Consider the following 14,152-nt stretch of genomic DNA (forward strand, 5'->3'; position numbering starts at 1 on the left):
TAATTTCTGAAAATTAAAAACTCCCGTCGGGGAGGCTGAAAACTGCGTGCCTTTTTTAAATAAAAAACACTCACACCATTTAAATAAAAACACGTCATGACTGCCCACGAAATGCTCAAAACCGAAGAAGCCATCAGCTTTGTAAAAGACGCCTTTGCCAAGGAATTGTCGTCGCAGCTGCACCTGGTGAAAGTATCCTCGCCAATTGCCGTGCTCGATGGCACTGGCATCAACGACGACCTGAACGGGATTGAGCGGGCGGTTGGCTTTCCCATCAAGGCGCTGGACGAGCGCCGCGCCGTAGTGGTGCACTCGCTGGCCAAATGGAAACGGGTGCGCCTGCAGGAACTTGGCATTGAGGCCGGCCGTGGCCTGCTCACCGACATGCGCGCCCTGCGCCCCGACGAGGATTACTCGCCTATCCATTCCATCTATGTAGATCAGTGGGACTGGGAAAAGCACATCAGCGCGGAGCAGCGCACACCGGAATTTCTGCACGCCACCGTGGAGCGCATCTACGAGGCGCTACGCACCACCGAAGCCCGCGTGGCCGAAACGTACCCGGAGATTTCGCCGGTGCTGCCAGCCAAAATCACCTTTGTGCACGCCGAAGACCTGCTGCGCCAGTATCCGACCCTGACGCCCAAGGAGCGTGAGCATGAGGTGGTGAAGCAGTACGGCGCAGTGTTTCTGGTGGGCATCGGCGGCGAGCTAAGCCACGGGGAGGCCCACGACGGCCGCGCCCCCGACTACGACGACTGGAGCACCGAAACCGCCGACGGCTACCGCGGCCTCAACGGCGATATTCTGCTCTGGCATCCCGTTCTGCAAACATCGTTCGAGGTATCGTCGATGGGTATTCGGGTGGATAAGCACGCGCTGGTGCGCCAGCTGGCGTTGCGCGGCTGTGAAGACCGGCAGGAACTGTCGTTCCATGCGCGGCTGCTGAAAGATGAGCTACCACAGAGCATTGGCGGCGGCATTGGGCAGAGCCGTGTGTGCATGTTTATGCTGCGCAAAGGCCACATCGGCGAAGTGCAGGTGAGCATCTGGCCGGAGGCTGTGCGCACCGAACTGGCGGGGGCTGGGATAGGGCTGCTATAAGGCACCCTGAAAACGGTTTTCGGGACGGTATGCGGGCGGCGCCTGCCGGAGCCAAACGTGTATCGTTCCGGAAACTAGCATAGGTTCGCTACCTCCAACAGCGAAGCGGAGAAGCGGGCTTGGCGGCCGGAGCTTCTCCGCTTTTTTTTATGGCCAGGAGCATTGTTTCGGCTATTTGGTTTCCTTTTGAACACCAGATGCCCACCAGCATCCAATGCGCATACAGCAGCTTCAAATAGCGTTTGGCGGTCTGTCTGGCGAGCGGCTTCAAGTTGCTGGAAACCACATTGGCACCATGCTTGCCAAAGCCTCGTCAGACGCTTGGCAGTGGCTGCGGCTTTTGTCTGGAGGCGTCGTCCAAACGGCATTCATCTCTTAGCCCATTCCCTATGAAAACGCTGCTGCTCTCATTTGCTGCCGCGGTACTGCTGGCCACTTCCGCCACCGCCGCGCCTTTCGCCTCCCGTTCCGATGACGACCGTTGGGAACGGAAGTATGAGCGTGACCATGACCACGACAAAGGCTCCAAAAAGGATAAGCGCTACGGCAAGAAGGACAAAGACAAGAAGTACCAGGACCGCCGCGACTACGACAACCGCCGTGACGACAAGTGCCAGCGCGACGGCCGCTACTCCCGTGACGAGCAAAACCGCCGTAACGATGGCTACGGCTACGGAAACCGCCGCCGAGAGCCGGCACCTGTGCTAAAGCGTTTTCCCGGCGGAATACTGGGACAATAAATTCCTTTTCTGAAGTGCATAATGAAACACCAGCCCCCGCATCAATCTGATACGGGGGCTGGTGTTTTGGTGCCAGCTGACTTATGGTGTTGGGGCAGGTGCACCGTAGTGGCTTTTTCCGGCCAAAAGAGTATTCTCCCGCTAGCCTAGCTTTTTCAGCAGTCTTGGAAGGGTGTGCTTTTTCGCTTTCACTATAAGCTGGCCAGAAGAAAGCCGGAGGCGCAGCCCGTTGGCCGCTTTGCTTGGTTCTCTTTGCAAGTAAGTATCTTCATCTGGAGAGAAGCTGCCGGGTGCACCAGAGGCGCTTTGTTCTTTTCTTGTTTTGGCTTTATCCACCACCTCTAACTTCCAACGTGCCATGTCACAGCCAGATTCTCTTATGGGCCCTATAAAAGACGCCGACCACCGGGTGGTGGGCAGCGTTGCCATCGACATGGTGCGCACCGGCGCCGCGCGGGTGAAGCGGGTGGTATATCCGGTGGGCTTCCGGTGGTCGAAGGACATGCAGCCGGTGGTGGGCACCGCGCTGTGCCAGCACGCGCACGTAGGGTTTCTGGCCCGGGGCGAGTTTCATATCCAGTACGCCGATGGGCAAGTAGAGCAGTTCGTGGCCCCGCAGGTGGTGGCCATTGCGCCCGGCCACGACGGCTGGGTGATAGGTGAGGAGCCCGCTGTACTTATTGAGTTCGACTTTGAGGGTGAAACCGTGCAACGTCTGGGGCTAGCGGGGCGGTAGCCGCTGCGCCATGGTGTAGTGGGCTGTGGCGGCAAAGCCAAAATCGTGTGGCAACCAATATCCGGCCGGATAGTACAATCAGCAACCATTTCACCTATTTTACTGCATTCCTATGGCTGCCACCGCCTCCAACGACATTCACGCCGATTTCAAGAAAGACGTAAACATGACTGCCACTGAACTGGAAAAGTGGCTGAAAACTGAGGAGTCGAAATCCGTAGGCCAGGACAGCGGCGATGGTAGCAGCATCGGCCACCACTCCGGCGAGCAGATTGTGAAAATTCTGCGCAAAAAGAAAGATGAGCTGACCGAGGCCGACGAAGAGCACATGCACAAAGTGCACAGCTACATAAGCCGCCATTCGGCCCAAGGCCCCCACGACAAAAAAGACGTAGAAACGTCACGCTGGCGCTATTCGCTGATGAACTGGGGCCACGACCCACTGAAGAAGTAGTTGGTTGCCGAAAGGCACTGCTGCCCGGAAAGCCGCCACCTTTGGGTGGCGGCTTTTTTTGTGCTGGCAGGAGTAGCCCGCGTAAAGTGCCCGCTGAGAGGCAGCCTATCCCGGCGGGAGCCGTACACAGAGGGCTGCTATAAACTGCCGTTGTTCTCTGGTTTTCGCTTCTGTTTTCTGATTTTGCTATGACTATTTCCGCTGTTCCACTCCACCAGGCCACCTTCCATAATTCCTTTGTAGACGAGCTGCGTGGCGACAAGCTGCTCGATAACAGCCCCCGCCAAGTTCCCGGCTACCACTATTCGCGCACGGCGCCTACCGTCGTTCCTGATCCGCACCTGCTGGCGTGGTCCGAGGAAATGGCGGCGTTTCTGGGCGTGGCGCGGCCTCCAGAGCGCGGCCCTGGGGCTGATATACTGGCCGGCAACCTCGTCACGGAAACTATGAAGCCCTTCGCGGCGCGCTACGGCGGACACCAGTTTGGCAGCTGGGCCGGCCAGCTCGGCGACGGCCGGGCCATGAGCTTGGGCGAGCTGACCGCCACCGATGGCACGCCGTGGGAATTGCAGCTGAAAGGAGCGGGCCCCACGCCTTACTCGCGCCGCGCCGATGGCCGGGCGGTGCTGCGCTCCTCGGTGCGGGAGTTTCTGTGCTCGGAAGCCATGCATCACCTGGGCGTGCCCACCACCCGCGCCCTCAGCCTAGCCGCCACCGGTGACCAGGTGGTGCGCGACATGTTCTACGATGGCAACGCCCGACCCGAGCCCGGCGCTGTGGTGGCGCGGGTGGCGCCCACGTTTGTGCGCTTCGGTAGCTTTCAGCTGCTGGCTGCCCTCGGCGAAATCGACAACCTGCAGGCTCTGGCCGATTACGTACTTCGGCGGTATTTCCCGGAGCTGGGCGCGCCCTCGCCGGAGGTGTATGTGCGCTGGTTTGTCGAGGTGTGCCGCCGCACGGCCGTAATGGTGGCGCACTGGCAGTCGGTGGGCTTCGTGCACGGCGTGCTCAACACCGACAACATGAGCATCCTGGGCCTCACTATCGACTACGGCCCCTACGGCTGGCTGGAACCCTACGACCCCGACTGGACGCCCAACACCACCGACTTCGGCGGCCGGCGCTACGCCTTTGGGCAGCAGCCCCGGATAGGGCTCTGGAACCTGATGGCGCTGGCCCAGGCCCTGGGGCCGCTGCTGCCCGACCCGCAGGTATTGCGCCCGTTGCTGGATGAGTACGCCGCCACCTTCAACGCCACCTACCGCCAGCTGATGGCCCGCAAACTCGGCCTGGCCACACTTTCCGAACCAGACTACGCGCTGCTGGAAGCCCTGCCGGCCGCCCTGCAAGCTGCTGAGGCAGACATGACGTTGTTTTTCCGGGGCTTGTCTGAGGCCGTGCCAGCTTTGCTGCAAGGCAATGAGCAGGAAGCCACCGATACGCTGCTGACGGATGCCTGCTACACCGCGCCCAACACCGCCGAGCACGCACTGCTGCGGGCGTGGCTGGCGCAGTATGTGCAGCGCCTGCGCCAGGAAATTCCTGAGCCGGCCGCAATCCGGGAAAATATGCTGGCTGCCAACCCCAAATACGTGTTGCGCAACTACCTGGCCCAGCAGGTTATCGAAGCAGCAGAAGCCGGTGACCTGGTGCCATTGCACCGGCTGCAGCAAGTCCTTAAAACCCCTTTCACCGAGCAGCCCGGCCACGACGACCTGGCGGCCAAACGGCCCGAGTGGGCCCGCGACAAACCCGGCAGTGCCACGCTGTCGTGCAGTTCCTGAGCGTACATGCCTGCTGCGTCGCCTCACCAAGCCGCCACCGGAATGAATCTGCCACGGGGTAGCACCACGGATAGCCAGAGAGGCGCCGGGTGCTACCCCGTAGCAGTATAGAAAGGCTGCAGAGCACGGAGAGTAGAAAGCTGAATTTCTGGTTTTTACTGCTAGCTTACCTGGCGTCTTGTCAACCAGCGCGCCACTGCTATGCACTCTGCCTCTCAACCACTATCCGACGCCCAGGCCGAAGGACTGATCAGCGAAGATCTGGCCCCAACTCCGGCCGCCGGCCGCACCTGGACCACCGCCAACTACGCGGCCCTCTGGATCAGCATGAGCTTGTGCATTCCCACATACATGCTGGCCAGCTCCCTGATTGAGGGCGGCATGAACTGGTGGCAGGCCCTGCTGACCATCTTTCTCGGCAATACGGTAGTGCTGGTGCCCATGCTGCTCAACGGCCACGCCGGGGCCAAGTATGGCATTCCGTTTCCGGTGTTTGCGCGCGCCAGCTTTGGGGTGCGCGGGGCCAACGTGCCGGCCCTGTTGCGAGCCATCATTGCCTGCGGCTGGTTTGGTATCCAGACCTGGATTGGTGGGTATGCCCTCTATCAGATGGCGGTGCTGTGGTTGCCGGGCCTAAGGCAGCTGCCCACGGTGTTTCCGGCCAACTGGGGGCTGGCTACGGGCCCGGCCATTACGTTTGTGCTGTTCTGGGCGCTGAATATGTACGTGGTGTATCTGGGCGTAGACAGCATCCGGAAGCTGCTGGTGTTCAAGGCGTTTTTCCTGCCGCTGGCGGCCGTGGCGCTGCTGTGGTGGGCCATTGCGGCCGGCAACGGGCTGGGTCCTATCCTGGCGCAGCCCGATAAGTTTGCGTCGTCGGCCGAGTTTTGGGCGTTATTCTTCCCCTCACTCACCGGCATGGTAGGTTTCTGGGCCACGTTGTCGCTCAACATCCCCGACTTCACGCGCTACGCCGTGAGCCAGCGGGCCCAGGTGCTGGGCCAGGCCCTCGGACTGCCCACGTCCATGACGCTGTTTTCATTTGTGGGCGTGGTAGTTACGTCGGCCACGCTCGTTATCTACGGCCAAACCATCTGGGACCCAGTGGTGCTGGCCGGGCGGTTTGAAAGCCGGGTGCTGGTGAGCGTGGCCATGCTGGCCGTGGCGCTTTCCACGCTGGCTACCAACATTGCCGCCAACATCGTCAGCCCCGCCAACGACTTCGCCAACCTTTCACCGGCCCGTATCAGCTTCAAAACCGGCGGCTACATCACGGGCGTTATTGGCCTGCTGATTTTTCCATGGAAGCTGATTGCCGACCCTTCCGGCTACATTTTTACGTGGCTGGTGGGCTATTCGGCGCTGCTGGGGCCCATCGGCGGCATCATGATTGCCGACTACTACCTGCTTCGGCATCAGCAACTGGACGTGCCCGACCTCTACCGCCGACAGGGCCGCTACACCTACCGCAACGGCATCAACTACGCGGCTATGGTGGCGCTGGCGGTTGGCATTGCCCCCAACATTCCGGGCTTTCTGCAGGCTGTAGGTGCGGTGGCGCCCGGCACTGTTTGGCCCTGGCTATCAGGGCTCTATAGCTACGCCTGGTTTGTAGGGTTTGGTCTGGCGGGTGGGCTGTATGTGCTGCTGATGCGGCTGCAGGCACAGCCTGCAACCCCCGCGCCGTTGGTATCGGTTGGGGTCGGGGAGAAGCTTGTTGGGTAGAACACCAGCGCCGGTCCGACGCTGTAGGCCTCCGACCGTTTGCTGTTGGCTGACGTTGTTTCGTCTTCGATTCGCCGAACTGGTAGCACGACAGGCAGCCGAAATCCAACGGGCTGTCGGTTGGACCTGCGCTAGACAGGGGGAATTTCGGCTATTTGTTCCTGCCGCATTGCCGACCTTTGGGGCATGCATACCCTTGAAGAGCTGCGCCGCGGCCAACTGGCCGGCGTCCGGCGCCTCGACCTCTCAGAGAACCTGACCGAGTTTCCCCGCGAGATTTTCACGCTGGCTGAAACGCTGGAAGTTCTCAACCTGTCGGGCAACGCGCTAACAGCGCTGCCTCCGGATTTCAGCCGCCTGCGCCATCTGCGCATCCTGTTCTGCTCCGACAACCAATTCACGAGCGTACCCGAAGTGCTGGGCGAATGCCCGCAGCTGAGCATGATTGGGTTCAAAGCCAACCAAATTCGTACGCTGCCCGGCGCGGCGCTGCCGCCGGCGCTGCAGTGGCTGATCCTCACCGACAATCAACTGGAAGCCCTGCCGCTTGAAATCGGCAACTGCCAGCACCTGCAGAAGCTGATGCTGGCCGGCAACCACCTCATGGAGCTGCCTGAAACTCTGGCCCGGTGCACCAATCTGGAGCTGTTGCGGCTGGCCGCTAACCGCCTTGCCGGGTTGCCGGAGTGGCTGTTGGCGCTGCCGCGCTTGTCGTGGCTGGCTTATGCGGGCAATCCGTTCAGCGAGGCTGCCGAAGCAGCGGCTTTGGCGCAGCACCCCATCGGCAGCATTGCCTGGGACACCCTGACGCTGGGCCGGCAGCTGGGCGAAGGCGCTTCCGGCGTGATTTCGCAGGCCCGCTGGCAGCCGGGCGGCGCGCAGTTGGCTCGGGAAGTAGCCGTGAAAGTGTTCAAAGGTGCCGTAACGAGTGACGGCCTGACGCACAGCGAAATGGTGGCCTGCATCAGCGCGGGTCGCCACGCTAATCTGGTGCCCGTGGATGGGCGTCTCACGGGCCACCCGGCCGGCGCCGAAGGGCTGGTGCTGGAGCTGATTCCGCCGGAGTTTACTAACCTGGCCGGCCCGCCTAGCTTCGCCACCTGCACCCGCGACGTGTACGCGCCCGGCACCACGTTCACGCTGCCGGCCGTGCTGCGCCTCACGCACGGCATTGCGTCGGCCGTGGCGCACCTGCACAGCCGCGGCATCCTGCACGGCGACCTATACGCCCACAACATCCTGCATACCAGCACCGGCGCAGCTCTGCTCAGCGACTTCGGCGCGGCCTGTTTCTTCGCGCCCCAGGCGGCTGCGGCGCGGCAACTGCAGCAGCTGGAGGCGCGGGCTTTCGGGTGTTTGCTGGAAGAAATGATGGCCCACTGCACCGCGCCTACCGATGATGCCACACTGCAGCGTCTGCAGCAGCTCCGCGACCAGTGCCTGCAGCCGGCAGTAACGCGCCGGCCGCTGTTTGCTGAACTAGCGGCGGCGCTGAGTGAGTTACAGTAAAGCAGTGCACACTCCGATCCGACGGCGGTAGCCGTCTGACCGGTTGCCGTATGCGCCGCTCAAACAACGTCGTACTAACGTCAGCCCGCGGCAACCGGTCGGACAGCTACCGCTGTCGGACCGGGAGGTTCAACACTCAGCACTCAACCATCACCCCATATCATGCTGCGCTGGAAAGATGTGCTGATTTTTGCCCGCTACGCCAACCCCGAGCCGCCGCGGCGGGTGGAGCACACTGAAACCGAGTGGCAGCAGCGCCTAACGCCCGCCCAATACGCCGTGCTGCGGGGCCGCGCCACTGAGCCGCCCTACCGCAACGCCTACTGCCGCGCCTACGAACCCGGCCACTACCACTGCGCCGGCTGCCACAGCCTGCTCTTCGACTCGGCCACCAAGTACCACGCTATTTCCGGCTGGCCCAGCTTCATGCAGCCCGCTACGCCCGCCGCCATCCGCTACCTCCCCGACGACAGCCACCACATGCAGCGCATTGAGGTCCGCTGCAACGTGTGCGGCGGCCACCTCGGCCACGTCTTTCCCGATGGGCCGGCCCCGGCCGGTTTGCGCTACTGCATCAACTCGGTGAGCCTGGTGCTGGCCCCGGCGGCAGCGCCTGTTGCAGGAGCCGACGACTGAAAGGCTGCCTCAACCCGCCACTTTGTGCGCCATTTGTGCGTCCTTTGCGCCCCAACCCGCTTAGACCCCCAACGCTGTATGCTGGCAAGTGACCTTTCGCTTAGAACCGTTGACGTGACGCGCTACGTGACCCCGCTCCGCGAAGGCGGCTCCTTGCCGGCACTGGTAGAAGCCGACGACGGCTTTCTGTACGTGGTGAAATTCCGCGGCGCGGGGCAGGGGCCCAAGGCTTTGGTAGCCGAGCTAATTGTGGGTGAGCTGGCCCGCGCGCTGGGGTTGAATCTGCCCGAGCTGGTATTTATCCGCCTCGATGAAGCATTTGGCCGCACCGAGCCCGACGAGGAAATACAGGATCTGCTGCGCGCCAGCACCGGCCTCAACTTGGCCCTGCACTACCTGGCCCGCGCCAGCACCTTCGATCCGCTGGTGACGACGGTGGATTCGCGCCTGGCTTCGCAGGTGGTGTGGCTTGATGCGTTTACGCTGAACGTGGACCGCACGGCCCGCAACACCAACCTGCTGCTTTGGAACAAAGAACTGTGGCTGATTGACCACGGCGCGGCCCTTTACGTGCACCACACCGCCCCCAACTGGGCCGAGCAAACCAAGCCGCGCGCCTTTCCGCAGGTGAAAGACCACGTGCTGCTGCCCCAGGCTTCGGAACTGGCCGCCGTCGATGCCGAGGGCCGTGCCCGCCTCACGCCAGAGGTGCTGCGCGCCATCGTGGCCTTGGTGCCCGACGAGTGGCTGCTGGAACCGGAACGCACCGCCGGGCAGCAGCGGGACGCCTATGTGCAGTTCCTCCAGAATCGGCTGTCCGCATCAGAAACCTTTGTTCAGGAAGCCAATGCTGCCCGAGAAGCACTTGTTTGAGTATGCCGTGCTGCGCGTGGTACCGCGCGTAGAGCGGGAAGAATTCTGCAACATCGGGGTGGTGCTGTACTGCCGCCCGCTGGGGTTTCTGCAGTGCCGCTTCCACCTCGACGAAGCCCGCCTGCGCGCCCTCGGCGGCCCCGACCTCGACTTGGAGGAGCTGCAGGCGCGCCTCGGGGCCTTTGCGCGGATCTGTGAGGGCCGCCGCCAGGGCGGGCCTATCGGGCAGTTTGGGGTGGCTGAACGGTTCCGCTGGCTTACGGCTACGCGCAGCACCGTGCTGCAAACCTCCGCCGTGCACCCCGGCCTCTGCCACGACCCCGCCGCTACGCTGGAATATCTTTTCGGGCAGTTGGTAGGCTAGCACCCAACAGACTGAAGCGGCGCTTTATTTGCCGGACGACACCTATAAGGAGAATGCCGGGCAAACGAAGCGCCGCTTCGGAAGCTGTTTTCAGTGGACTTTATTGCTTCATCACGCGCTGGGTGGCATCTACGCCTTTTCCTTTGATGCGCAGCACATAGAGGCCGGGCGCCAGGTGAGCGGTGGCGCGGTTAAGCTGCGCCTGCAGCAACGCCTGCGGCCCCTGCAGGCGGAGCATGGGTGCACCCTGCGGCAGGTCCACTTCCAAGGCTAGCGGGCCAGTGCTGGCAGGCAGCTGTGGTAGCGCAAAGGCGCGGGCGCCGCCTTCCGGATTGGGATACATATAAAGGCGTGAGGCGCTGGCATTGGCGGGTGCGAGGCCCCGGAAATTCACCCCAATCAGCACCGGGTCGTGGTCGGAGGAACGGAAGGGGCTTTTGGTATCGGTGTCGGCGCCGGCTACGTCGAACTGCAGGAAGCTGGGCTCGCCGGAGTTGATGTTCCATTTGTGCACGTCAATGAAACCCACCAGGTTGGGCGTTACGATGCAGTGGTCGAGGGAGCCGGTGAGGCCCTTGAACACGTAGGACGCGCTAGTGGGCGGCGTCACGACCACCAGGCCGGCTGCCCGCAGAATGTCAATGGGGTCTTCTTCGTAGTTGGCGTTGTAGTCGCCGATGCAGATAACGCGGCGGGCGCCGGCGGGCCGCACAGTGCCATTGATAAACTGCACAAGAGCCCGGGCCTGGCCCCGGCGCCGGTCATTGGAGCCGCCCTGGCCGTCGTTCTGGTCGGCATCGATGCCCTTGCCGCTGCTCTTGGACTTGAAGTGGTTGACGACCAGTGCCAGCGTGTCGGGGCGGGTGGCGCGGCGGGTGACGAACAGCTGGGCCAGCGGCGGGCGTTCGAACACGCCGGCCACGGTAGCCACCATGGCGGCTTTCAGCGGCGCTACGGTGGCGGGTTTGTAGAGAATGGCGCACCGGATAACGTCGGTATTGTTGGGCTGCTGGGTGGCACCGCCATCATTAACAAAGGCATAGGTGCCCGCGCCGGCCACCTGGTTGAGGCCGTTCACAAGGTCCTGCACTGCCGATTCCGGTCCGAAACCGTCGTTTTCCATCTCACTCAGCCCGATGATGTCGGCGTTCATGGCCACCAGGCCAGCAATGATTTTGGCGCGCTGCCGGGCAAAGTCCTCGGCGGTTTTGGCGCCGCGGGGTGTGGGGTAGCCGCCGCCCGCGCCGTCGCCGTTGAAATAGTTGAGCACATTGTAGCTGGCAATCTTCAGGTCGAGGCGGCCGAAGGTGGGCACGGCCGGGCGGCGCACCTCAAACACGGGCGCATCAACTCCGGCCAGCGGCTGGATGCGCCATTTGCCGTAGCTGTAGCCCATGATGCCGCGCAGCCGCGCCACGGTGCTGCCCACGCGCACGGTGCCCAGGGCGGGGGCAAGAAAGGGGGCAGTGGTGGGCTTGGCAGCGGTACCGTCGTCGAGAATCAACGACCGTTCGAGGTTTGCTTTCTGGTAGGCATTGACGGCGGCCAGGTTGCTGGTGCCGGTGCTGGTGGTGCCGGTGGCGGGGTTGTCGTTGGGGTCAATAAACTGGGTGGGCTGGTAGAGCGTGCCGCCGGTGGTGAGAATTAGCTCGCCGCGCTGCTTGAGGCTGTAGACGTCGGCCACCGTGAGCGGCACCGGAAACTGCACGCGCATGCCCTCGAAACGCTCCAGGTCGGCCGAAGAATACTGGCCCGCAGGCAGCATAGCAAAGTCGGGCAGCTGGCTGTTGGCGGCCAGCACTTCCACGGTGGGCTGCGTCAGCACGGCTTGGGTGTAGGAAGGCGCGTCGGCGCTTTCCAGCACGGTGCCCGTCACGCGCACATTGTCGCCGACTTTCACCTGGGCGTCGGGCTGCACTACGTAGAGGGCGTCGGAAGTGGCGGGGTTGCCGTCGGTGGCGGCAGTGGCTTCCTGCACGTAGAAGCCGCCCGGGCTCAGGCCCGGATACACGCCCGTCACGACGCCCTCGATAGTGTAGGTGCCGGACGTAGCCGCCGGCCCCACGCCCTGAATGGTGCCGATACGGGTAGCAGCCGGAGCCGACTGTGCGGCCACTGGCTGATTGAATAGTGTAGCCGCGCTGAGCACAGCAAGGACGGCAAAACCAGAAATTCTAGAATGCATATAGCGTAGAGCAGGGAGTGGCACATGGTGAGTAGAAACTAAAAGTATAATTTAGCCGCGTAATAATTGCATAAAGTTGCGCTTCCCAGCTTTCGGCCTTCCATACGCCGTGGCTAGTTTGGTGGCAGTGGCTATTTGTCTTATTTGACGGAGTTCACAGAATGTCAGTTTAAAAGCCGACCTTACAGGACTGCTGCCAAAGGATACTTCGGCGCTGGCAGTTTCAGGCGTGGCAGCTATCGGTGCCGGGCCTGCGCTCAACGGCTTTCAAGCCATTGCTCCGGCTTCGGACCATCTCCTTTCTCCCGCATGTCTTCTTTCTACCAGCCTTCGGCTGAGCTGTTGCTCGCGCTGGGGTTCACGCGCTTTGCTTCGCCGCCCCGGCAGGCGCGGTTCAGCCGGCCCAGCGCCTGCGGACTCGAAACCATTGTGCTTTACGATGACGACGAGCTAACACTGCTCGAAGACGTGAATGGCCAGCTGCTGTACAGCTTCCAGGGCCGGCTAGCCTCGGAAGCTGAGTTTCGTGTGCTGCTGCGCCAGGTGAACTGGGCGGCAGAGGAGTAGTACTCAACAATCATCCATCATCCGTCAATACCCAACGAGCCATGAACGATATCTACCTGCGAAGCCTGGGCTTTGCTCCCCTCGATCAGACACACAGTGCCACCCGACCCTTGTTCAACGACGCCTGGCGCTACCAGCACGACCAACTGGCCCAGGACGGCAGCCGGCTCTATATCGAGCACCCGTTGGGGGTTAACCGCTGCCGCCTGAGTGCGCTGGCGGCTCCGCTGGCGGCGCAGGACGTGTTTAAAGACGTTTCGCTGGATGATGCCCAGGGGTTGGAAACGGCGGTAGCTGAGTTCTACGTGGCCCACGGGGGCATCGGCGCAACGGCCGAGGTGTTCGAGCCGCACCAGTTTTTGCCCTACCGCCGCCAGCGGTAATATCCGTTGACCGCACAGGTCCCCCGCTGCTGCTTCCGGGCTGGTGGCGGGGGACCTGTGTGCGGGTGGGGGCGGGGTGGCCGGCCTCTGCTACTCGAAGACGATGGTGCGGTTGCGGTGCACGCAGACCTGCTCGCGAAAAACCAGGGACAGGGCGCGGGCCAACGTCAGCTTTTCCACGTCGCGGCCGGCCTGGGCCATGTCGAGGGCGCTTTGGGTGTGGTCGGTGGGGATGACGCTTTGGGTGATGATGGGTCCCTGGTCGAGCTGGTCGGTGACGAAATGGGCGGTGGCGCCGATGCTTTTCACGCCGCGGGCGTAGGCCTGCGCGTAGGGGCTGGCCCCAATGAAGGCAGGCAGGAAGCTGTGGTGGATGTTGATGAGCCGCTCGGGGAAGTGCGCCACAAACTCCGGCGACAGAATGCGCATGTAGCGGGCCAGCACCACAAACTCGGGCTGGTAGTGCTCAATCTGGGCGAGGACGGCGGCTTCGTGGGCTTCGCGGGAGAGGCCCTCGGCGCTGATGTGGTGGTAGGGCACGTTAAGGCGCTCGGTTAGCTCGCGCAGGTTGTTGTGGTTGCTGATGACGCCCAGCACCTGGGCTGGCAGCTGCCCGAAGAAGTGGCGCACCAGCAGCTCGGAGAGGCAGTGGTGCTCTTTGGTGGCCAGCAGCACAATGCGGCGGGGCTGGTCGTCGCGGAGGCGAAGGCGGGCGGTGGGCGGCAGCACAGCGCGCAGGTCGGGGAGCAGGGCGTCGGGGGCGCAGGGCCCCTCGAATTCGGTGCGCATGAAGAAGTGCTGGTCGTGGCGGTCGACGAACTCGCCATTGCGCAGGATGTTGAGGCCGTGGCGGTAGAGCACTTCGGTGATGCGGAAAACCAGGCCGGGGGCGTCGGGGCAGTCGATGAGCAGGTAGTGGGTCATAGCAGACAGGCAGGGGTAAGGCGGGCGCAAGGATAGGCATAGATTGGCAGACTGCGCGGGTGGGGCCTCACCCCCCGGCCCCGCAACTGCCCGATGCGCAGTATCCCGTGGAGAGGGGGAGCCTGACGATTTTATGGGAATGAGAAAAGCCCCGGCCCGGTTGCAGTG

At 62.8% G+C, this 14,152-nt stretch carries 15 protein-coding genes; 12 read left to right on the forward strand and 3 right to left on the reverse strand.

Annotated features, from left to right (window positions below):
- The first annotated feature begins 96 nt into the window (after nucleotides 1-96).
- Both asnA and H8B14_RS09980 read left to right on the forward strand, forming a co-directional pair.
- A complete protein-coding gene (asnA, locus tag H8B14_RS09975; protein WP_187315492.1) occupies nucleotides 97-1,104 on the forward strand; it encodes an aspartate--ammonia ligase in 1,008 nt (335 codons plus the stop codon).
- Nucleotides 1,105-1,493: 389 nt separating this feature from the next.
- Entirely contained in the window at nucleotides 1,494-1,844 is a 351-nt protein-coding gene (locus H8B14_RS09980) for a hypothetical protein (protein WP_187315493.1), read from the forward strand.
- A 141-nt stretch (nucleotides 1,845-1,985) separates the two neighbouring features.
- On the opposite strand, the gene H8B14_RS09985 is transcribed toward H8B14_RS09980, so the two are convergent.
- A complete protein-coding gene (locus H8B14_RS09985; RefSeq protein ID WP_187315494.1) occupies nucleotides 1,986-2,204 on the reverse strand; it encodes a hypothetical protein in 219 nt (72 codons plus the stop codon).
- 19 nt (nucleotides 2,205-2,223) lie between these two features.
- Here H8B14_RS09985 and H8B14_RS09990 point away from each other — a divergent pair, with 19 nt between their 5' ends.
- The 8 genes from H8B14_RS09990 (at nucleotide 2,224) to H8B14_RS10025 (ending at nucleotide 9,925) form a co-directional block, all read left to right on the forward strand.
- Nucleotides 2,224-2,580, forward strand: coding sequence for a cupin domain-containing protein (locus H8B14_RS09990; protein ID WP_222840580.1), 357 nt, complete (start codon nucleotides 2,224-2,226; stop codon nucleotides 2,578-2,580).
- A gap of 112 nt (nucleotides 2,581-2,692) precedes the next feature.
- Complete coding sequence (locus H8B14_RS09995) at nucleotides 2,693-3,034, forward strand: DUF3140 domain-containing protein (RefSeq protein WP_187315495.1); 342 nt, start codon at nucleotides 2,693-2,695, stop codon at nucleotides 3,032-3,034.
- Between the two features lie 188 nt (nucleotides 3,035-3,222).
- Complete coding sequence (locus H8B14_RS10000; protein WP_187315496.1) at nucleotides 3,223-4,818, forward strand: protein adenylyltransferase SelO; 1,596 nt, start codon at nucleotides 3,223-3,225, stop codon at nucleotides 4,816-4,818.
- A gap of 201 nt (nucleotides 4,819-5,019) precedes the next feature.
- The gene (locus tag H8B14_RS10005) at nucleotides 5,020-6,543 is read left to right on the forward strand and encodes an NCS1 family nucleobase:cation symporter-1 (protein WP_187315497.1); all 1,524 of its coding nucleotides are present in this window, start codon (nucleotides 5,020-5,022) and stop codon (nucleotides 6,541-6,543) included.
- Between the two features lie 186 nt (nucleotides 6,544-6,729).
- Complete coding sequence (locus H8B14_RS10010; protein ID WP_187315498.1) at nucleotides 6,730-8,052, forward strand: leucine-rich repeat-containing protein kinase family protein; 1,323 nt, start codon at nucleotides 6,730-6,732, stop codon at nucleotides 8,050-8,052.
- Nucleotides 8,053-8,214: 162 nt separating this feature from the next.
- Nucleotides 8,215-8,688: a peptide-methionine (R)-S-oxide reductase MsrB gene (gene msrB, locus H8B14_RS10015; protein WP_187315499.1), complete on the forward strand. Its 474-nt coding sequence runs from the start codon at nucleotides 8,215-8,217 to the stop codon at nucleotides 8,686-8,688.
- 78 nt (nucleotides 8,689-8,766) lie between these two features.
- Nucleotides 8,767-9,561: a HipA family kinase gene (locus tag H8B14_RS10020; RefSeq protein ID WP_187315500.1), complete on the forward strand. Its 795-nt coding sequence runs from the start codon at nucleotides 8,767-8,769 to the stop codon at nucleotides 9,559-9,561.
- Nucleotides 9,539-9,925: a DUF3037 domain-containing protein gene (locus tag H8B14_RS10025; protein ID WP_187315941.1), complete on the forward strand. Its 387-nt coding sequence runs from the start codon at nucleotides 9,539-9,541 to the stop codon at nucleotides 9,923-9,925. Before H8B14_RS10020 ends, H8B14_RS10025 begins: the two co-directional genes overlap by 23 nt.
- A 100-nt stretch (nucleotides 9,926-10,025) precedes the next feature.
- Here the strand turns inward: H8B14_RS10025 and H8B14_RS10030 are convergent, their stop codons facing one another.
- Nucleotides 10,026-12,110 carry an ExeM/NucH family extracellular endonuclease gene (locus H8B14_RS10030; RefSeq protein WP_187315501.1) on the reverse strand — a complete coding sequence of 695 codons (2,085 nt, stop codon included), beginning with the start codon at nucleotides 12,108-12,110 and terminating at the stop codon, nucleotides 10,026-10,028.
- 309 nt (nucleotides 12,111-12,419) lie between these two features.
- On the opposite strand from H8B14_RS10030, the gene H8B14_RS10035 reads away from it, so the two are divergent.
- Together H8B14_RS10035 and H8B14_RS10040 are read left to right on the forward strand one after the other, a co-directional pair.
- Entirely contained in the window at nucleotides 12,420-12,677 is a 258-nt protein-coding gene (locus H8B14_RS10035) for a hypothetical protein (protein ID WP_187315502.1), read from the forward strand.
- A 41-nt stretch (nucleotides 12,678-12,718) separates the two neighbouring features.
- Nucleotides 12,719-13,060: a hypothetical protein gene (locus H8B14_RS10040; RefSeq protein WP_187315503.1), complete on the forward strand. Its 342-nt coding sequence runs from the start codon at nucleotides 12,719-12,721 to the stop codon at nucleotides 13,058-13,060.
- Between the two features lie 90 nt (nucleotides 13,061-13,150).
- Here the strand turns inward: H8B14_RS10040 and purU are convergent, their stop codons facing one another.
- Nucleotides 13,151-13,984: a formyltetrahydrofolate deformylase gene (purU, locus tag H8B14_RS10045; RefSeq protein WP_187315504.1), complete on the reverse strand. Its 834-nt coding sequence runs from the start codon at nucleotides 13,982-13,984 to the stop codon at nucleotides 13,151-13,153.
- Nucleotides 13,985-14,152 lie beyond the last annotated feature (168 nt).

Origin of the sequence: Hymenobacter puniceus (genome assembly GCF_014333525.1) — a bacterium.
Lineage (GTDB): Bacteria > Bacteroidota > Bacteroidia > Cytophagales > Hymenobacteraceae > Hymenobacter.

Excerpts from the sequence above, each read along its gene's own strand:
- purU (WP_187315504.1), bottom strand. The coding sequence starts at position 13,984 with ATGACCCACTACCTGCTCATCGACTGCCCCGACGCCCCCGGCCTGGTT.
- H8B14_RS10035 (WP_187315502.1), top strand. The coding sequence starts at position 12,420 with ATGTCTTCTTTCTACCAGCCTTCGGCTGAGCTGTTGCTCGCGCTGGGG.
- H8B14_RS09990 (WP_222840580.1), top strand. The coding sequence starts at position 2,224 with ATGGGCCCTATAAAAGACGCCGACCACCGGGTGGTGGGCAGCGTTGCC.
- H8B14_RS09995 (WP_187315495.1), top strand. The coding sequence starts at position 2,693 with ATGGCTGCCACCGCCTCCAACGACATTCACGCCGATTTCAAGAAAGAC.
- H8B14_RS09980 (WP_187315493.1), top strand. The coding sequence starts at position 1,494 with ATGAAAACGCTGCTGCTCTCATTTGCTGCCGCGGTACTGCTGGCCACT.
- H8B14_RS10010 (WP_187315498.1), top strand. The coding sequence starts at position 6,730 with ATGCATACCCTTGAAGAGCTGCGCCGCGGCCAACTGGCCGGCGTCCGG.
- H8B14_RS10040 (WP_187315503.1), top strand. The coding sequence starts at position 12,719 with ATGAACGATATCTACCTGCGAAGCCTGGGCTTTGCTCCCCTCGATCAG.
- H8B14_RS09985 (WP_187315494.1), bottom strand. The coding sequence starts at position 2,204 with ATGGCACGTTGGAAGTTAGAGGTGGTGGATAAAGCCAAAACAAGAAAA.
- H8B14_RS10020 (WP_187315500.1), top strand. The coding sequence starts at position 8,767 with ATGCTGGCAAGTGACCTTTCGCTTAGAACCGTTGACGTGACGCGCTAC.
- asnA (WP_187315492.1), top strand. The coding sequence starts at position 97 with ATGACTGCCCACGAAATGCTCAAAACCGAAGAAGCCATCAGCTTTGTA.
- H8B14_RS10000 (WP_187315496.1), top strand. The coding sequence starts at position 3,223 with ATGACTATTTCCGCTGTTCCACTCCACCAGGCCACCTTCCATAATTCC.
- msrB (WP_187315499.1), top strand. The coding sequence starts at position 8,215 with ATGCTGCGCTGGAAAGATGTGCTGATTTTTGCCCGCTACGCCAACCCC.
- H8B14_RS10030 (WP_187315501.1), bottom strand. The coding sequence starts at position 12,110 with ATGCATTCTAGAATTTCTGGTTTTGCCGTCCTTGCTGTGCTCAGCGCG.
- H8B14_RS10005 (WP_187315497.1), top strand. The coding sequence starts at position 5,020 with ATGCACTCTGCCTCTCAACCACTATCCGACGCCCAGGCCGAAGGACTG.